This is a genomic window from Anabaenopsis sp. FSS-46 (assembly GCF_029891665.1).
Classification (GTDB): Bacteria; Cyanobacteriota; Cyanobacteriia; order Cyanobacteriales; family Nostocaceae; genus Anabaenopsis; species Anabaenopsis arnoldii.
This window is the reverse complement of the sequence record NZ_JANQDG010000136.1, coordinates 22,591-39,348: the sequence shown is the minus strand read 5'-3', so window position 1 is coordinate 39,348 and position 16,758 is coordinate 22,591. Positions and strand designations below refer to the sequence as shown.

At 42.7% G+C, this 16,758-nt stretch carries 16 protein-coding genes and 2 pseudogenes; 10 read left to right on the top strand and 8 right to left on the bottom strand.

Going from position 1 to position 16,758, the window contains the following annotated elements:
- Window positions 1–54: 54 nt before the first annotated feature.
- Window positions 55–1,680 (top strand): peptide chain release factor 3, encoded by a 1,626-nt coding sequence (gene prfC / locus NWP21_RS16930; RefSeq protein ID WP_280793579.1) that lies wholly within the window; start codon window positions 55–57, stop codon window positions 1,678–1,680.
- A gap of 67 nt (window positions 1,681–1,747) precedes the next feature.
- Here prfC and NWP21_RS16925 read toward each other — a convergent pair whose 3' ends face one another.
- Both NWP21_RS16925 and NWP21_RS16920 read right to left on the bottom strand, forming a co-directional pair.
- Entirely contained in the window at window positions 1,748–2,611 is an 864-nt protein-coding gene (locus NWP21_RS16925; RefSeq protein ID WP_271734762.1) for a universal stress protein, read from the bottom strand.
- Window positions 2,612–2,626: 15 nt separating this feature from the next.
- A complete protein-coding gene (locus NWP21_RS16920; RefSeq protein WP_334310774.1) occupies window positions 2,627–4,045 on the bottom strand; it encodes a SulP family inorganic anion transporter in 1,419 nt (472 codons plus the stop codon).
- 559 nt (window positions 4,046–4,604) lie between these two features.
- Between NWP21_RS16920 and NWP21_RS16915 the strand changes: the two genes are divergently transcribed.
- Together NWP21_RS16915 and NWP21_RS16910 are read left to right on the top strand one after the other, a co-directional pair.
- Window positions 4,605–5,972: a GTP-binding protein gene (locus NWP21_RS16915; RefSeq protein ID WP_280793578.1), complete on the top strand. Its 1,368-nt coding sequence runs from the start codon at window positions 4,605–4,607 to the stop codon at window positions 5,970–5,972.
- 280 nt (window positions 5,973–6,252) lie between these two features.
- A complete protein-coding gene (locus NWP21_RS16910; RefSeq protein ID WP_271734759.1) occupies window positions 6,253–6,525 on the top strand; it encodes a Calvin cycle protein CP12 in 273 nt (90 codons plus the stop codon).
- Here NWP21_RS16910 and NWP21_RS16905 read toward each other — a convergent pair.
- Complete coding sequence (locus NWP21_RS16905) at window positions 6,522–7,337, bottom strand: TlyA family RNA methyltransferase (protein WP_280793577.1); 816 nt, start codon at window positions 7,335–7,337, stop codon at window positions 6,522–6,524. The genes NWP21_RS16910 and NWP21_RS16905 overlap by 4 nt on opposite strands.
- Window positions 7,338–7,461: 124 nt before the next feature.
- The gene (gene apcB, locus NWP21_RS16900; RefSeq protein WP_271763448.1) at window positions 7,462–7,971 is read right to left on the bottom strand and encodes an allophycocyanin subunit beta; all 510 of its coding nucleotides are present in this window, start codon (window positions 7,969–7,971) and stop codon (window positions 7,462–7,464) included.
- Window positions 7,972–8,335: 364 nt separating this feature from the next.
- On the opposite strand from apcB, the gene glnA reads away from it, so the two are divergent.
- Window positions 8,336–9,751: a type I glutamate--ammonia ligase gene (glnA, locus tag NWP21_RS16895; protein ID WP_280793576.1), complete on the top strand. Its 1,416-nt coding sequence runs from the start codon at window positions 8,336–8,338 to the stop codon at window positions 9,749–9,751.
- A 100-nt stretch (window positions 9,752–9,851) separates the two neighbouring features.
- On the opposite strand, the gene NWP21_RS16890 is transcribed toward glnA, so the two are convergent.
- The gene (locus tag NWP21_RS16890; RefSeq protein WP_280793575.1) at window positions 9,852–10,052 is read right to left on the bottom strand and encodes a hypothetical protein; all 201 of its coding nucleotides are present in this window, start codon (window positions 10,050–10,052) and stop codon (window positions 9,852–9,854) included.
- Between the two features lie 218 nt (window positions 10,053–10,270).
- Here NWP21_RS16890 and NWP21_RS16885 point away from each other — a divergent pair, with 218 nt between their 5' ends.
- Window positions 10,271–11,329 carry a class I SAM-dependent methyltransferase gene (locus NWP21_RS16885; RefSeq protein ID WP_280793574.1) on the top strand — a complete coding sequence of 353 codons (1,059 nt, stop codon included), beginning with the start codon at window positions 10,271–10,273 and terminating at the stop codon, window positions 11,327–11,329.
- A gap of 85 nt (window positions 11,330–11,414) precedes the next feature.
- A complete protein-coding gene (locus NWP21_RS16880; RefSeq protein ID WP_280793573.1) occupies window positions 11,415–11,693 on the top strand; it encodes a hypothetical protein in 279 nt (92 codons plus the stop codon).
- A gap of 6 nt (window positions 11,694–11,699) precedes the next feature.
- Here the strand turns inward: NWP21_RS16880 and NWP21_RS16875 are convergent.
- A pseudogene (locus NWP21_RS16875) lies at window positions 11,700–11,858 on the bottom strand (bacitracin ABC transporter ATP-binding protein); the annotation flags it as partial.
- Between the two features lie 447 nt (window positions 11,859–12,305).
- Between NWP21_RS16875 and NWP21_RS16870 the strand changes: the two are divergent.
- Window positions 12,306–12,836 carry a hypothetical protein gene (locus NWP21_RS16870; RefSeq protein ID WP_271734753.1) on the top strand — a complete coding sequence of 177 codons (531 nt, stop codon included), beginning with the start codon at window positions 12,306–12,308 and terminating at the stop codon, window positions 12,834–12,836.
- A gap of 90 nt (window positions 12,837–12,926) precedes the next feature.
- Window positions 12,927–13,295: a pentapeptide repeat-containing protein gene (locus NWP21_RS16865; RefSeq protein ID WP_280793572.1), complete on the top strand. Its 369-nt coding sequence runs from the start codon at window positions 12,927–12,929 to the stop codon at window positions 13,293–13,295.
- Window positions 13,296–13,298: 3 nt separating this feature from the next.
- Here the strand turns inward: NWP21_RS16865 and NWP21_RS16860 are convergent.
- Window positions 13,299–13,687 (bottom strand): annotated as a pseudogene (locus tag NWP21_RS16860) (DUF1838 family protein); the annotation flags it as partial.
- Window positions 13,688–13,698: 11 nt separating this feature from the next.
- Here NWP21_RS16860 and NWP21_RS16855 point away from each other — a divergent pair.
- Window positions 13,699–13,929: a transposase gene (locus NWP21_RS16855; protein ID WP_280793571.1), complete on the top strand. Its 231-nt coding sequence runs from the start codon at window positions 13,699–13,701 to the stop codon at window positions 13,927–13,929.
- Between the two features lie 141 nt (window positions 13,930–14,070).
- Here NWP21_RS16855 and NWP21_RS16850 read toward each other — a convergent pair whose 3' ends face one another.
- Complete coding sequence (locus NWP21_RS16850; RefSeq protein WP_280793570.1) at window positions 14,071–15,258, bottom strand: AbrB family transcriptional regulator; 1,188 nt, start codon at window positions 15,256–15,258, stop codon at window positions 14,071–14,073.
- Between the two features lie 213 nt (window positions 15,259–15,471).
- Here NWP21_RS16850 and bchI point away from each other — a divergent pair, with 213 nt between their 5' ends.
- The gene (bchI, locus tag NWP21_RS16845) at window positions 15,472–16,596 is read left to right on the top strand and encodes a magnesium chelatase ATPase subunit I (RefSeq protein ID WP_280793569.1); all 1,125 of its coding nucleotides are present in this window, start codon (window positions 15,472–15,474) and stop codon (window positions 16,594–16,596) included.
- Window positions 16,597–16,758: the final 162 nt, after the last annotated feature.

Below are 16,758 nucleotides of genomic sequence, written 5' to 3'. Positions count from 1 at the left end.
GAAGATAGACTACATCGGTTTGACAATAGAGCAGTTGGTGAAAATTTTCAACTTATGCAAACAGAATTACGGGATGCGATCGCCCCGCAAGAAATAGAACGCCGGCGCAACTTTGCGATTATCTCTCACCCAGACGCGGGTAAAACCACACTCACCGAGAAACTCCTACTCTACGGGGGAGCAATTCAACAAGCTGGCTCGGTCAAAGCTCGTCGTTCCCAACGCCACGCCACCTCAGACTGGATGGCCATGGAGCAACAAAGAGGGATTTCCATCACCTCCACAGTATTACAATTTGAGTATCAAAATTCTCTTCTCAATCTTTTAGACACACCAGGACACCAAGATTTCAGTGAAGATACTTACAGAACCTTGGCAGCTGCGGATAATGCAGTCATGCTCATTGATGCAGCCAAGGGGCTAGAAACCCAAACCCGCAAATTATTTGAAGTTTGCCGACTGCGTTCCCTACCTATCTTTACATTTATTAATAAACTAGACCGTCCCAGTATGTCGCCTTTAGAACTCATTGATGAAATTGAGCGGGAATTGGGACTGTCAACCTATGTAATTAATTGGCCAATTGGCACAGGAGACCAATTTCAAGGGATTTTTGACCGTCAACACCAGCAAGTACATCTGTTTCAAAAGAGTGGCGACCATGGTACAAAAAAAGCCACAGATACTATTATCGCCGCCAATGACCCCAGAATTGAGTCCCTTGTAGGTGAAAATTTGTATCACCAACTGCAAGAAGAATTAGAAATTTTGGATAGTTTGGGACCAACCCTAGACCTAGAAGCAGTGCATCGAGGTCAAATGACCCCGGTGTTTTTTGGCAGTGCGATGAATAACTTTGGGGTAGAATTGTTTCTCAAGTCCTTTTTAGAATATGGACTCAGACCCACCCCCCATGAAAGTAACAAAGGTAAAATTGACCCGACATATCCAGAGTTTTCTGGCTTTGTCTTCAAATTACAAGCTAACATGGACCCCAAACACCGCGATCGCATTGCCTTTTTAAGGGTGTGTTCTGGTAAATTTGAAAAAGATATGGTAGTTAACCATGCGCGCACAGGTAAAACAGTGCGCCTTTCCCACCCTCAGAAGTTATTCGCCCAAGAAAGAGACACAGTAGAGGTAGCATATCCAGGGGACGTAGTAGGTTTAAATAACCCGGGGACATTTGCCATTGGAGACACTGTTTACATGGGCGAAAAGTTGATTTATCCCAGTATACCCTCCTTCTCCCCAGAACTATTTGCTTACTTGAGGAATGCCGACCCAACGAAATATAAGAATTTTAATAAAGGAGTAACAGAACTACAAGAAGAGGGAGCCGTACAAATTTTACACTCCACAGATGAAAGCAAACGTAACCCCATTTTAGCAGCCGTTGGTCAACTGCAGTTTGAAGTAGTGCAGTTTCGTCTAGTCAATGAGTACGGAGTGGAGACCTACTTAGAAGCTTTACCTTATTCAGTAGCGCGTTGGGTAACTGGAGGTTGGGATATTTTGGATAAAGTCGGGCGTTTATTTAACACCTTTGTGGTGAAAGACCGTTGGGAGCGTCCCGTACTGTTGTTTAAAAACCAGTGGAACCTAGACCAAGTTAAGGGAGACCACCCAGAACTAGAATTAAGTCCCATTGCGCTCCCTCCCACAACCGAGAAAGCCTGAAATTAAAGCTTTTTTTGAGATAGTCAAACAACCCACGCTTAGAAGCGTGGGAATACAGCGCAGTCAGCTAACGGAATAACAATAGAGGAATCTTGGTACTTCTGAGCAGTTGAGCGGTGGTACTCCCAATGACTAAATGGCGAATGCGACTGTGACCGTAAGCGCCCATGAGCAAAAAACTAATATCTGCTTGGTGAATATAATTAGTGATAACCGTTTCTGGGTCACCCTCTAAAACACTACAAACTGGCTCATATCCAACGGTTTGCAAATATAGCTTACCTTGATGTTGTGTTTGAGTTGCCGTTTCCAGCTTCCCAGTTTTAGCCACAGTCAGCAAATGAATTTCTAAATCTTTCAATACAGGATAAGCGGCTAAAAATTGGAGAATATTGTTACCCGTAACACTACCATCATAAGCCACTAACAGGCGGGAAATTGGTTTAAATTCCTGCGGTGTAACTAAGCATGGTTTAGTACTACTGCGCACAATGCGATCTATATTAGCCCCTAAATGACCCGAAGCAAATTCTGCACCTTCTCCCCGTTTCCCCAAAACAATCAAATCTGCATCTTTCTCAAACTCATCAAAACAATCTACCAAAAACCCCGTTTTATTGGTTAACTGGACATCTGTGACACCTTCAGCTTTGAGAATTGCCGCAGCATTTTGTAAAATCAATCTAGCGCGTTGATTATTCAGCTTGGCTTTTTGATGTTCTAAATTGACCAGCTCATGCAATAAGTTTTCAGCGCTCCCTAGTCCAATAGTACCACTGAGGTTACCAGTAGAAGCTACTTGTTGGCTACGGATATCAGTCACAAATAAAACATTAATGTGACAACCAAACTTGAGAGCAAACCAAGCACCATATTTATAAACATTTTCTGCAAAAAACGAGCCATCGGTACAAAGTAAAATATTTTTCATGATGCTGTTAAAATACTATTGTTTGTTCAAACCATCGGCTTTAGGATACATAGCCAATTTATTCAGCAAGGTTGCACTAGCTTCATTTAGTCCTAGGACTTCCACATCTGCACCATTACGGCGAAATTTCAGCACTGCTCTATCAAGTACCTCCACTGCTCCTTGGTCCCACAGGTGAGCATGAGTCAGATCAATAGTCACCCGCTCCACTAGTTCGGTAAAATCAAAAGCAGCGAGAAATTCATCTCGTGATAAAAAGAAAATTTGACCAGCTACCTTATATGTGCAATGGGAACCGTCCTCACTCAGCACTTTATCCACAAACACTAACTGAGCAATTTTGTTAGAGAAGAATAAAGTACTCATGACGATACCGGTAACTACCCCCAGGGCAAAGTTTCGGGTAAAAATAGTCACAAACATTGTGGTTAACATGACCGCAGTTTCCGTGGTGGGGATGCGGCGAATATTCTGAAAGGATGACCAGCGAAACGTACCAATAGACACCATAATCATTACGGCTACCAATGCAGCCATGGGCATTTGTCTGACCCAATCCTGTAAAAATAAAATAGCAATTAATAGGAAAACTCCGGCCGCAAGGGTGGAGAGTCTCCCCCTACCACCAGACTGGACATTAATTACCGATTGTCCAATCATCCCACATCCTGCCATGCCGCCAAAGAAGGCAGTGACGATATTAGCAATACCTTGTCCTTTAGCTTCTTGGTTTTTATCGCTGGGTGTATCTGTGAGTTCATCCACTAAAGCAGCAGTCAGGAAGGAAGCTAATAAACCCACGATCGCTAAGGTGAGGGAATAGGGCAAAATAATCTTTAAGGTTTCCAGGTTCCAGGGGACTTGGGGTAAAGCAAACAAGGGTAAACTCTTGGGTAGTTCTCCCATATCCCCCACTGTGGGAACTTCTAGTTTTAGCGCCATGGCGGCGATCGTCATCACTGCTAAAGCTACTAAGGGGGAGGGTACTGCTTTGGTAAAGCGGGGTAAAATGTAAATAATTACCAAAGACAGGAGGGTTAATATATATACTGTGGGGGGAACGTTGGTGAGTTGGGGTAACTGGGCCAGGAAAATTAACACCGCTAAGGCGTTAATATAGCCAATCATTACCGCTCTGGGTACAAATTTCATTTGGCGACCCAGTTTGAGCACGCCAAACACAACTTGAAACACCCCGGTTAAGAGGGTGGCGGCGAATAAATACTGTAAGCCATGATCTTTGACTAAATCAATCATTAATAGCGCCATTGCGCCCGTGGCCGCGGAAATTGACCCCGGTCTACCTCCTAAAAAGGCGGTGATCACGGCAATAATAAATGAGGTGTAAAGCCCGACTTTGGGATCAACCCCGGCGATAATGGAAAAGGCGATCGCTTCTGGAATCAAAGCTAGTCCCACAACAGCCCCCGCCATGATATCCTGTCGAGTGTTAGAAAACCACTCTCGCCGCAAAATTGATACCTTCAAATTTCCTCCTAGGGTTGTTATTCATATCAAATAAATTACCAGTATTTTGGCGCACTCCCACTAATCTACCTCTGTGGGGGAATCCTGACCTGGTAAATAGCTCAGATCAACTCACAAAAAGCCAAATCTCCAGGCTTAATTCATTGAGTCCTACATCCAAAAGGAATTACAGTTACTTTGGTTTTCTGCTGTAACTAGCTTGAAATACTTCTAATTACCCAAAGGCTAAAGCTAAATTTTAGGGTGGACAATGCCAGATATTTAAGGCTACCGATAGCTTGCGTGGCGTAGCTATAGAGATTGCGACCTGGGAGATTACTCCGACCTGCTGACTACTGAACAATTGAAAGGACTTTGATTTATTTGCTCTCACCATATCATGGTGTTGTTAAAATTTACAATAAAAATATCATTAACCTATTTTCAATCTCTCCCTATTTTCAATGGTAAAATGGTAGATAGAATCTAGCTTTTTGCCCCCATTTCCCATACCTAAGCTTACCTTGTGCGTAATCTCCAAGAAACTCACTTAAACCGCGCCCGTGCTAGTCTTAGACAAGCACTATCTTGGTATGGACATCTAGGGCTACGCCACGGAAGCTATCGCCAGTCGGGAAAGTTTAGCTCCCACCCAGAATTACTGGGGTTGCTCAAACCAGAATTAGAAACCTTAAACTCTACCCTGAGCAAACTAGACTCGAATGTGATTAGAATTGCAGCCTTTGGTTTGGTGAGTCGGGGTAAGTCAGCAGTATTAAACGCTTTACTGGGGGCGAAAATCCTGCAAACAGGACCGATCAACGGTGTAACTCAGTGGCCGCGTTCTGTGCGTTGGCAACCGGGAGGTAAGGTATTAGTTGAGTTAATTGATACGCCTGGAATCAATGAAATTGCGGGGGAAGCACGGGAAACAATGGCGCGAGAAGTAAGCAAACAAGCTGATTTAATTTTGTTTGTGGTTTCAGGTGATATTACGCGCCTTGAGTATCGCGCATTGTTAGAGCTAAGACAAGCACAAAAACCCCTGATTTTAGTATTTAATAAAATAGATTTATATCCAGAAACAGACCGCACAGCAATCTATCACAATTTGCAACAGCTAGGCGCAGGATACCCCCAAGCACCGCCTTTACTACCAGATGAAATTGTTATGGTGTCCGCGGAACCAGCACCCCTAGAAGTGCGGGTAGAATGGCCAGATGGTCGGGTGACCTATGAGTGGGAAACACCACCCCCCCTGGTGGAGGAACTACAACAGACAATTTTATCTATTCTCAATCGGGAAGGGCGATCGCTTCTAGCTCTAAATGCACTGATTCAAGCTCGGGATGCATCAGCAACCATGGCTGAAAAAACTATGGAATTCCGCAACCAAGAAGCTGAAGATATTATTTGGAAATTCACTAAATATAAGGCTTTGGCAGTAGGATTAAATCCTGTACCAGTTTTGGATGTTATCTGTGGTGCGATCGCTGATTTAGTTTTAATTCGTTCTCTAGCAAGGTTGTATGGCTTACCCATGACTAGCTACGAAGCCAGCAAAATCTTAAAGACCATTTTCTTAAGTTCCGGTGGGTTGCTGTTAGGAGAAATCGCCAGTAGTATGATGGTGGGTTTAGGTAAAACCACAGCGGCGATCGCTAGTGGTGAAAATCCCCTCAATATTACAGCTTATGCTGGAACTGCGATCGCTCAATCTGGTATTGCGGGTTATGGTGCATACACAGTAGGTAAAGCCGCTCAAGTCTACTTAGAAAAAGGTTGTACTTGGGGAGAATTAGGAGCTAGCACAGTAATTGAAGAAATTCTATCTCAGGTTGACCACAATACAATTCTCTACCGCCTACAACAAGAACTAGCAACAAAATATTGACATACTCACCCACCTAAAAGTATGGCTTACGCCACCCTACGCTATCGGTGATTCTTGACTTGAGAATTTTGGGTGCAAAATTGAGGAAACAACAGAAATAAAAACGAAGGCAAAAAAACTAGAGCCATCGTCAAAATTTCTTTTGATATTTTTGGCTTTTTACCTCCAGACGGGGATTCACTACCAAACCATTTTCATCAGCTTATCTACACTAGAAATATAAGCTTTTGAAGTCCTATAAAGCTAACAGTCAATATTCATCAATCAAGGTGAAAATATCATGACAACATCCCTAGAAGCTGTTCAATCTGCTGTTAACTCCGGCAATAAAACCCTAGATGAAGCTATCCTAGAATCTATTGTGGAAGCTCGTCAAACCTGCGAAACTCAAGGAGACAATTCCGCCAGCTGTGCTGTAGCGTGGGATATCGTCGAAGAACTACAAGCAGAAAAAGCCCATCAGCAACAAGCTCAACGACACCGCAAAACTGCTCTAGAAACCTACTGTGAAAAACATCCAGACGCACTAGAGTGTCTTATTTACGACGTTTAAACTCTCCGAAAATCTACCATGGCTGATTTTGTCATTTGCTGAATTATATCTAAATCAGGCGGTGGTGTTTCCCCATCCATTCCTAACCAGAGAAGATACTCAATATTACCAGCTGGGCCGGTAATAGGCGACCAAGTTAAGCCCTGATACTTCCATCCCAATTGAGAACCCACTTGTAACACCTGGAAAACAGCATCAGCTTGGTCATCAGGGTTCCTGACAACACCCTTTTTACCTACACGGGATTTTCCCACCTCGAACTGTGGCTTAACTAGTAATACTACATCCCGGGGACATTGGGTTAATTTCCACAAAGCTGGTAAAACCTTGGTTAGGGAGATAAACGATACATCCACCACCGCCAGATCAGGTATTTGCTCATCAGTATATAACTCTGCGGGTGTAAGATGACGTAAATTAGTACGTTCTTTTAATATCACCCGCGGGTCATTTCTTAAACCCCAGTCAACTTGACCATAACCCACATCTATACCGTAAACTTTTTTCGCCCCAGCTTGGAGTAAACAATCAGTAAAACCACCGGTAGAAATACCCCCATCTAAACAGATGCGACCCTCCACGGGGATTGTAAATAATTCTAAAGCTTTAGCCAGTTTTTCCCCACCGCGAGACACAAAACGCGATCGCTGTTTTACCTTAATTTCCGCAGTAGTATCAACCTCCGTCCCTGGTTTATCCACCACCTGCTGATTAACCGTTACTTCCCCTGCTTGAATTAAGCGCTGTGCTAAAGCGCGGGAACTACATAAATTTAACTCTACTAATAGCGTATCAAGTCGCTGCTTCACCAATTAAATTAACTCTCCTAAATCATTGTAAATTTGGGTTCTCATGTCACATTAAAAACAATAAACGCACCTTGTCAAAAAAGCCAAAGTGCGGTGATTATATTATCCCTGATTCAAAAATTAATTTCTAAACATCCTGCTCGCTCAACTCACGAGTCATATAATCAAAAGGTTCATCAACAAAGCTAGTATCAGTAATACCAGCAGCTGCAACTTGTTCCTTAACCAAACCCTTGAGAATCTGGATACCAAAAACCGTAGGGCTAATAGGTACACCCAAAGAATTATAAGTTTCCCGCAGTCCTTGGAGTACCCGCTCATCTAAAACATTCATGTTACCTGCAACCAGGGCATAAGTAGCATAGCGCAGATAATAATCCATATCCCGCAGACAAGCCGCATAACGACGGGTTGTATAAGCATTTCCGCCGGGACGGATCAACTCTGGTTGTTCTTCAAACAACTTAGAACCAGCTTGTTTAACCAACGCCGCCGCATTAGAGTTGATCGCAGCAGCAGCTTGTACCCGTGCCGTACCACTTTCAAAGTAAGATTTTAAACTGTCGATCGCATTCCGGTCAAAATACCTTCCAGCAACGTCATAATTCTTAATCAAGGTTGTTACTGCATCGCGCATTCTTTCTTCTCCCAATAAATGCTATCTTTTGATATTAATTTGGTTGCAGTCATGCACCGGTAAATTTTTGTGCCATTGTATTTAAAATAAAATGCCGCACAAAAACAGATTACCCGCTAATTAAGGATTCTATGCCAAAGTTGACCCCTGATGAGATGAAGTTTAAGTTTTGTACAGATGTTCCGGAAAAGGTTAATATAACCTGTAATCCAGATAAGCTGTAACAAAAAATACAAAATTCTTTAATGTCCAGGATTTATGATATTCCAAGTGTGTCATCAACAACTTAATTCAGATCATCTGGGTGAGGATGCTTTGGAAGATTCTAGTTTTACTTTAGAAAATTGGTAGAGAAGGAGTAAAAATGACAACCCCAAAAGAAGTCTTGAAGATGATTCAAGACCAAAAAATTCAGATGATTGATCTGAAATTCATCGATACACTAGGTACTTGGCAACATTTAACTGTCTACCATGACCAAATCGATGAAAGTTCCTTCTCAGATGGCGTACCCTTTGACGGTTCCAGTATTCGGGGTTGGAAAAGCATCAACGAATCAGACATGATGATGGTACTCGACTCCAACACAGCTTGGATCGACCCCTTCATGACAGAGCCAACATTAAGTATAGTTTGTAGTATTAAAGAACCGCGGACAGGGGAATGGTACAACCGTTGTCCCCGTGTGATTGCTCAAAAGGCGATCGACTACTTAGTTTCTACCGGGCTTGGTGATACAGCATTCTTTGGGCCTGAAGCAGAATTCTTTATCTTTGATGATGTCCGTTTTGACCAAAACGCCCATGAAGGCTACTACCATGTAGACTCAGTAGAAGGTGCTTGGAATACTGGGAGAAAAGAAAGCCCCAACTTGGGTTACAAAACACGCTTCAAAGAAGGTTACTTCCCAGTATCACCCGCGGATAGCTTCCAAGACATCCGTACCGAAATGCTACTGACCATGAGAGATTGTGGCGTACCCATTGAGAAACAACACCATGAAGTCGCCACCGGTGGTCAGTGCGAACTAGGTTTCCGCTTTGGTACCCTAATACAAGCAGCTGACTGGTTGATGACTTATAAATACGTCATCAAAAACGTTGCCAAGAAATACGGCAAAACCATAACCTTCATGCCCAAGCCAATTTTTGGCGATAATGGTTCTGGTATGCACTGTCACCAATCCATTTGGAAAGATGGCAAACCTCTATTTGCTGGTGACAAGTATGCTGGTTTGAGTGAAATGGGCCTGTACTACATTGGTGGTATCCTCAAGCACGCACCCGCACTTTTAGCCATCACCAACCCCACAACTAATTCTTACAAGCGCCTAGTACCTGGTTATGAAGCACCAGTTAACCTAGCTTACTCTCAAGGTAACCGTTCTGCCTCCGTACGGATTCCCTTAGCTGGCGACAACCCCAAAGCCAAGCGCTTAGAATTCCGTTGTCCTGATGCTACTTCTAACCCCTACCTAGCATTTGCGGCCATGCTCTGCGCCGGTATAGATGGTATCAAAAACAAAATTCATCCCGGTGAACCCTTAGATAAAAACATCTATGAACTCTCTCCAGAAGAACTGGCGAAAGTTCCCTCAACTCCGGGTTCCCTAGAATTAGCATTGGAAGCATTAGAAAATGATCATGCTTTCTTGACAGAAACAGGCGTTTTCTCAGAAGACTTCATCCAAAACTGGATTGACTACAAACTAGCTAATGACGTTAAGCAGATGCAGCTACGTCCTCACCCCTATGAGTTTTACCTCTATTACGACTGCTAACTTAATTTAGCAGTGAATATTTAGCCACCCTGCTGGGGTGGCTTTTTTTTACTAATCACAGTCAAAAATTTGGTAGACAGGAACTTTAATCATCTTGAGACTAGCTCATAGCAACATGGCTACTTTCATAAATTAAGCGCGTGGTGGGGTCAATTTTCCCTTGAATGGGACTCCAGTAGTCCGATAATTCTTCAGGAAGACCGAGTTCTTGTGCCGCACGCATTAGCATCGACTGCTGACGGTTTTTCACCTGCTGATATTGACGCATGGCCAACATCCGACTTCTATCTTGAATAGACATAACACAGTCTCCCTTATGGTTCTCGTAATCAATGGTCATTTACTACCCCACTATATTAACAACAATTCTGTAACCAAAGTTACAGAATTGGAATTTATTTACAAAAATTTACATTTTGTCCAGTTAGCCATGATCTCACACAGAGAGTTTTGTTCGTTACAATTTTTTACATATAATTGAGAAAAGTAATAAATCCCCTTCAATACCCGAGTATTTTCATGTCTGAGACTTTAACTAAGCTGAGTTATCAAGCCTTTCAACAAGGTAAAACTTATTTTGGTGTAATTCACAAAACTTTAAGTTCAAGGCTGATGAATCTGATTCATCCCACCCTAGGACAAAGGGGGAAACCCATGACTGAGGAGGTTTTATTCAAACTACAGCAAAGAATAAATCAGTTACTAGAAACAGATTGGCAAGATACAGAAAAAGGGGTATATCCCGAAAGCCTGCTATTTGACCAACCATGGTCAGATTTTTTCCGTTACTATCCCATGGTATGCCTAGAGCTACCGCAAATCTGGGAGCGGTCCGAACAAAAGAAACATCAAGAATTTTCCCCAGAAATAGAAACAGATGGTTACCCCAGCTACTATGTGCAGAACTTCCATAACCAAACCAACGGCTATTTAAGCGACAATTCCGCCAACCTATATGATTTACAGGTAGAAATCCTGTTTAGTGGCACAGCTGACCCCATGCGAAGGCGGATACTGTCCCCTTTAAAGCAGGGGTTAAAAGCCTTTAATTCCCTACCAGCAAAACAAATACGTATTTTAGACGTAGCTTGTGGGACTGGAAGAACATTAAGGATGCTCCGGGGGTCTCTACCTCAAGCATCCTTGTATGGTGTGGACTTATCACCAGCATATTTACGCAAAGCCAATCAACAACTCTCGGAAATTCCTGGAGAGTTACCCCAACTCTTACAAGCTAACGCTGAAGAGTTACCCTACTTAAACAACTACTTTCATGGGGTAACTTCCGTCTTCCTCTTCCATGAGTTACCAGCAAAAGTGCGTCAAACAGTGATTGAACAATGTTTCCGAGTCACAAAACCGGGGGGAGTGTTCGTCATTTGCGATTCCATTCAAATGAGTGACTCACCTGAGTTTACTGTAAACATGGAATCTTTCCCCCTACTGTTCCATGAACCTTACTATCGGGATTATACACATGATGACCTAGTAGGACGTTTAGAGCAAGCTGGTTTTGAGAATATTTCCACCCAGGTGCACTTTATGAGCAAGTATTTTATTGCTCATAAACCGGCTTAAAAACAACGTGATATATTTAACCAATAAATCAGGGTGAGTATTTGCCCTCACCCTAAAAATACAGTTGTACACAGGGGAGAGAAAAATGAGGGTTTGGCTGGCTTGTTTTTTATTGTTATTTGCTGTAGCAGAACTGTTTGACTGGTTAAAAAAATTCAACCTTCCCTTACCCATTTATATTTTAGGTGGCGTATTTTTAGCAGTTGCTTCTAACTATGACAAGATTGTCGGCTCATACTTCAGTGATAGCAATATGGAAGCGTCATCGCAACAACCGCAGTTAAATTCGCCTAGTCCATCCCTTGATCCAGTTTGCTTCCCTAGTCCTGGTGAACAGGTGCAACAATCAGAAACACAACTTTGAACAAAATTAACCCACATCATCGTGAGCAAATCTGTTAAAGAGAAAATCTAGGGCATAGTTACGCAGTTTATAGTATTCGGGGTCTTCCATTTTTGGCAACGGTCTGAGGATGTCTTTGACAATCTTGGGAAATGAATTTATAATCATTATCAATTAATTTATTTTAATCCTTCGCCCAAAATTTACCATATTTTGGGCTATTTTTATCACCTCTTTCTTAACATTCAACACTTGTGGTGGGCAACAGGTAATTATTAAATAAATATTAGATAGGTCATATAAGTAAAATTATATGTTGCCAACTCACACTAACAATAGATAGACCATTACTGATGATAACTATTTATTGAGAAAATACTTCCGGCAACTTATCCATATATAGTAATGTTCATAACGGCAATGTCATGTAATTTATGTAAACCATTTATAAACCCCTATACAGAATATTTTTGTATTCCGGTGTTCCCTGGTACAGAATGGTTACAAAAATTTCTGTACATAGTCATTTTGGAAATACACCTGTCGCCTTGATTCGGAATTATTGTGGTAATGACCCCGGAAACCAAGTAGAATAGATGAATATATAGCAGTAACCGACCAAAAAGATTTGCTGTGGTAAATAGAAATTGGGCTGGGAGGATTGTAATAACATCTTCCATCTTGATATGTGGGTTCATAGCGTCTACAGCCTTGCCTTCTTTAGCAGATAATGGTAGAGAGTCCCATCACTCCAGCAGCAGGCAACTGATTACCCCCAGTAAAGCAGAGTTTGGAGTACTCAGAGTTGACCCCCAAGGTCAAAGTAACTTTACTCCGACAACCAGAGTATTATTATACCAAGGTGGTAAATACGGATGGAGGATTCAACTAAAGAATTACCGAGGTCAGGTGACATGGAGAGAAGTGCTGCGATTGCCAAAACCTCCAGAAACATGGGCTACAGAGGATGGTGAAAGCTTGTCCTTATCAGCTGATAGTATGCAAGCTGTAACAACCCGGACAGTGTATACTACTGACGGTACTATTGATAACTTTTGGACAATGGTTCCTGGAGATCCTGGTGGTCAGCATCAAATACAGGTTTACATTGATAACCGCCTAATTGGTGCCTTTGATTTTGAAGTAATCTCCCTGAAAAAATAACCTTTGCGTACCTTTGCGTACCTTTGCGCCCCTCTGCGTTAAAAACCATTGCAGACTATCCTAGAAATAGAGATTTCACACAAGAAACTCATGGATGCTAACGAACTAATCAGACTTTATAACGCAGGCCAGAGGTATTTCCCCGCTGCCCACTTAAGTAGAGTCAAGCTCATAGCCGCCTACCTACCGGGAATTAACTTGTGGGGAGCAGATCTGAGTCAAGCCAACCTAGCCCAAGCCAAACTGTGGGGAGCAGACCTGAGTCAAGCCAATTTAGCGCGAGCCAACTTAACCAGGGCTAACTTATCTGGAGTGAAACTGACCCAGGCGAATCTCCGGGGGGCGAAATTGAATTTAACCAAGTTGTATGGAGCTGATTTAACTGGGGCTTGCTATGATGACAGCACGCGGTTTTCTAGGGGCTTTGACCCCAAGAGCCACAATATGCAGAAATTTTAACGATTATAACCTTTCGGCTTCGGGTAAGGGGAAAATTGCACCAGCGAGGTAAGCCTGAAAGTGTTTTTGGAAGTATAGCCACGAGGTCATATCCTCAGCATCTAAAACAGCCTTTGGGGCTTCCTTGTACAGAGGAACACGGGTATTAATTTCATCCTGAAGTAAGCAGGGTAAGTGTGTAAAATCAGTGACCTTACAGCCAACTTAAATAGTTCCGAAGCCTGATAAATGGGATATGGGCTATATTCAGCAAACTTGGGATTTGCGCCCAAGGGATTAGGATAGGTAGGAAAAATATCAAAAACAAAAGTTGTAGTATCTCCCTCAACTTGCGCGGGAAATTTACCTTGAAATTTTCCCTGCACCCGATTATTTTATGGGCTTTTATGAATTTAGAAGGCAGTTGGAATATAAAACACAACTGTATGGCAGTAAGTTAGTAATTGTGGATAGATTTTATCCCAGTAGTAAGACTTGCTCAAGTTGTGGAGAAAAGAAATCATCACTGTCATTATCTCAAAGAGTGTTTAAATGTGATAGTTGTGGCTTTGAAAGTGATAGAGATTTAAACGCGGCGATTAATTTAAAAAAAAGAAGCGGTCAGATTGATCGTGTTAGCCTGTGGACTAGATAGTGCCGACACTGCTAGGGTGAAACACCGAAGAAAAAGCCAACTTTTGTTAGCATTAGTTAGCTTTTTTGGATCGGATGAACGAGTTTTGACCCATTGATGAGCATCTAATTCTTGGTGATTAGTCATGGAAACATTGGGGGATTAAACTGACTCAGAAAGTTGGGTATCAAGACGGCGAAACAAAAAGATCCACAGGGGTAGGGAACTATTAATAGCAATCAGTCGGATTAAATGACCAGTGGTGACAATTTCGACATCATGATTTAATGTCAGTGACACCAGGATCATTTCTGGCGCTCCTCCTGGTGCGGTAACCAGTAGACAAGTTAACCAGTCCCAAGAAGTTAACTGCATGGCCAGCATAGCAGCGATCGCACCAGCAGCTAGAGTCATAGCCACAGACATAAAACCGTAACTAATGGCTCTTGTGCCAATATTAGGTTTCTTTCCCCAATATTCACCAATGGTAATTCCCAGAAGCATTTGGCCTAATAATTTTATCAACCCGGGGGGATTAAAAGTCACATCAGCCAAAACAGGTATGCAGTGGAGCAAAGGATTAAACCCCAGACCAACTAATAATGCACCAAAAAACTCAGCAGCGGGGAGTTTACATAATCCAGCCAGATAAACTACCAACGCCGTAATTAGCAGCGCCAAACAGAGGAAGCCTAATTGAGACGGGTCAAAATTTACTACTGTATTTGTCACAGGTAAAGTTTCAGCCTGGAGAACATCAGCAACAGATGACCGTGCAATGAATGGAATCAGTAATACAACAGATGTAACACGAATAGCCTGAACCAAAGCTACAAGGGTGACATTACGATTATAATCCGCAGCAATAGATGACATAACTCCCACACCACCGGGAACCGTCGCCAACATAGAGGTTAATAAATTGGTTTGACTCAAGCGAGAGTAGATGTAGCCAATGCAGATACCACAAACTATTAAGAACAAAGTCAGAAAAATAAATACAGGAATCCCAGAAGCCAAACCCGTTAAATCGCTACCACTACTGGATGCACCCACAGTTAAGCCTACAAGTGCCATTCCCACCTTGCGGGCCCGGCGATTAGGACTGGGATCATACTGATATACAATCCGACATATTTGTAAAACTATAGCACCCGAGGCTAGTCCCCCAAATATCCAAGCAATTCCGCCCACGTGTAATTTGACTAAGACTAAACCCAGGGGTATTGCTAGTAGCAGCTCTAGAGTAAAGATAATCAATGGCTTCACAGATAGCTGTAGTGGGGAAAAACTGTGATTTTTATGAGTGGGGAACTCTTGGCTGGAAGTTAAATTAAGGTTTTGATTCATCGACCGGGGCTATTTAAATTAAATTAACTATGTACTTAAATTAACGCGCTCGACTGTGAACTCACATCTAAATAAATTTGAGTTAAATTTCCATGCAGTGTCACTACCTCAGAGGCTGATTTGAAATTACCAACCTGCTGTAGTCGCTTCTTCACCTCCTAACTGTGGCACAATAGAGAACGGTAATAAGAAAAATATTGTTAAGGTAATTTAGTGACTCCAACTGCTCAATCCACGGCCAGTGCGCGTCGCGTGGTATTCCCATTTACAGCAATTGTGGGCCAGGAAGAAATGAAACTGGCGCTGCTGTTGAACGTGATTGATCCCAAAATCGGTGGTGTAATGATTATGGGCGATCGCGGCACCGGTAAATCCACGACTATCCGGGCCCTGGCGGATTTATTGCCAGAAATCCCAGTTGTGGCCAATGACCCCTTCAATAGTGACCCCAAAGACCCCGACGTGATGAGCGATGAAGTTCGCCAGATGGTGGAACAGGGGGCGGAAATACCCGTGACTCATAAAAAAGTTCAAATGGTAGACCTACCATTGGGAGCTACAGAAGACCGAGTTTGTGGTACCATCGACATTGAGAAAGCTTTATCTGAAGGTGTGAAAGCCTTTGAACCGGGATTGCTAGCCAAGGCTAACCGAGGTATTCTCTATGTGGATGAAGTCAATTTGCTAGATGACCACCTAGTAGACGTATTACTCGACTCTGCTGCTAGTGGGTGGAACACTGTAGAACGGGAAGGAATTTCTATTCGCCACCCAGCCCGGTTTGTGCTGGTAGGTTCTGGGAACCCCGAGGAAGGTGAATTACGCCCCCAACTGTTAGACCGCTTTGGGATGCACGCAGAAATTCACACCGTCAAAGAACCTGCTTTAAGGGTGCAGATTGTGGAACAAAGGGCGGAATTTGACCAAAATCCGGCTGAATTTCTGCAAAAATATCAATCTGAACAGGAAGCATTACAAGAAAAAATTGTCAATGCTCAGAATTTGTTGCCCCAAGTCACACTTGACTACGAGCAGCGGGTGAAAATTTCCGAAATTTGTTCAGAACTAGATGTTGATGGTTTGCGTGGTGATATTGTTACCAACCGCGCAGCCAAAGCATTAACCGCTTTTGAAGGTCGGACCGAAGTCACTCTTGATGATATCAAACGTGTAATTACTTTATGTCTGCGTCATAGACTCCGCAAAGACCCCTTAGAGTCCATTGATTCTGGCTACAAAGTAGAAAAGGCTTTTGGGCGGGTCTTTGGTGTGGAATTACCCGCAGACGACCCAGCACAAAAAAATGGTGTCGGTCAAAAGTTAGGGGCGAGAAATTAACAAATTCCCCTGTTGAGTTTTGAACTGGTTGTTCAAAACTCAACACCTTATAGTAATATTTAAAACTCAACTAAACCCCTCAATCACAGTTGACATAAGCAGATTAATATAAGTATAGTTATGGATTGTTTGTCTTATTCCTGCTCGGATCAGGTAGACATA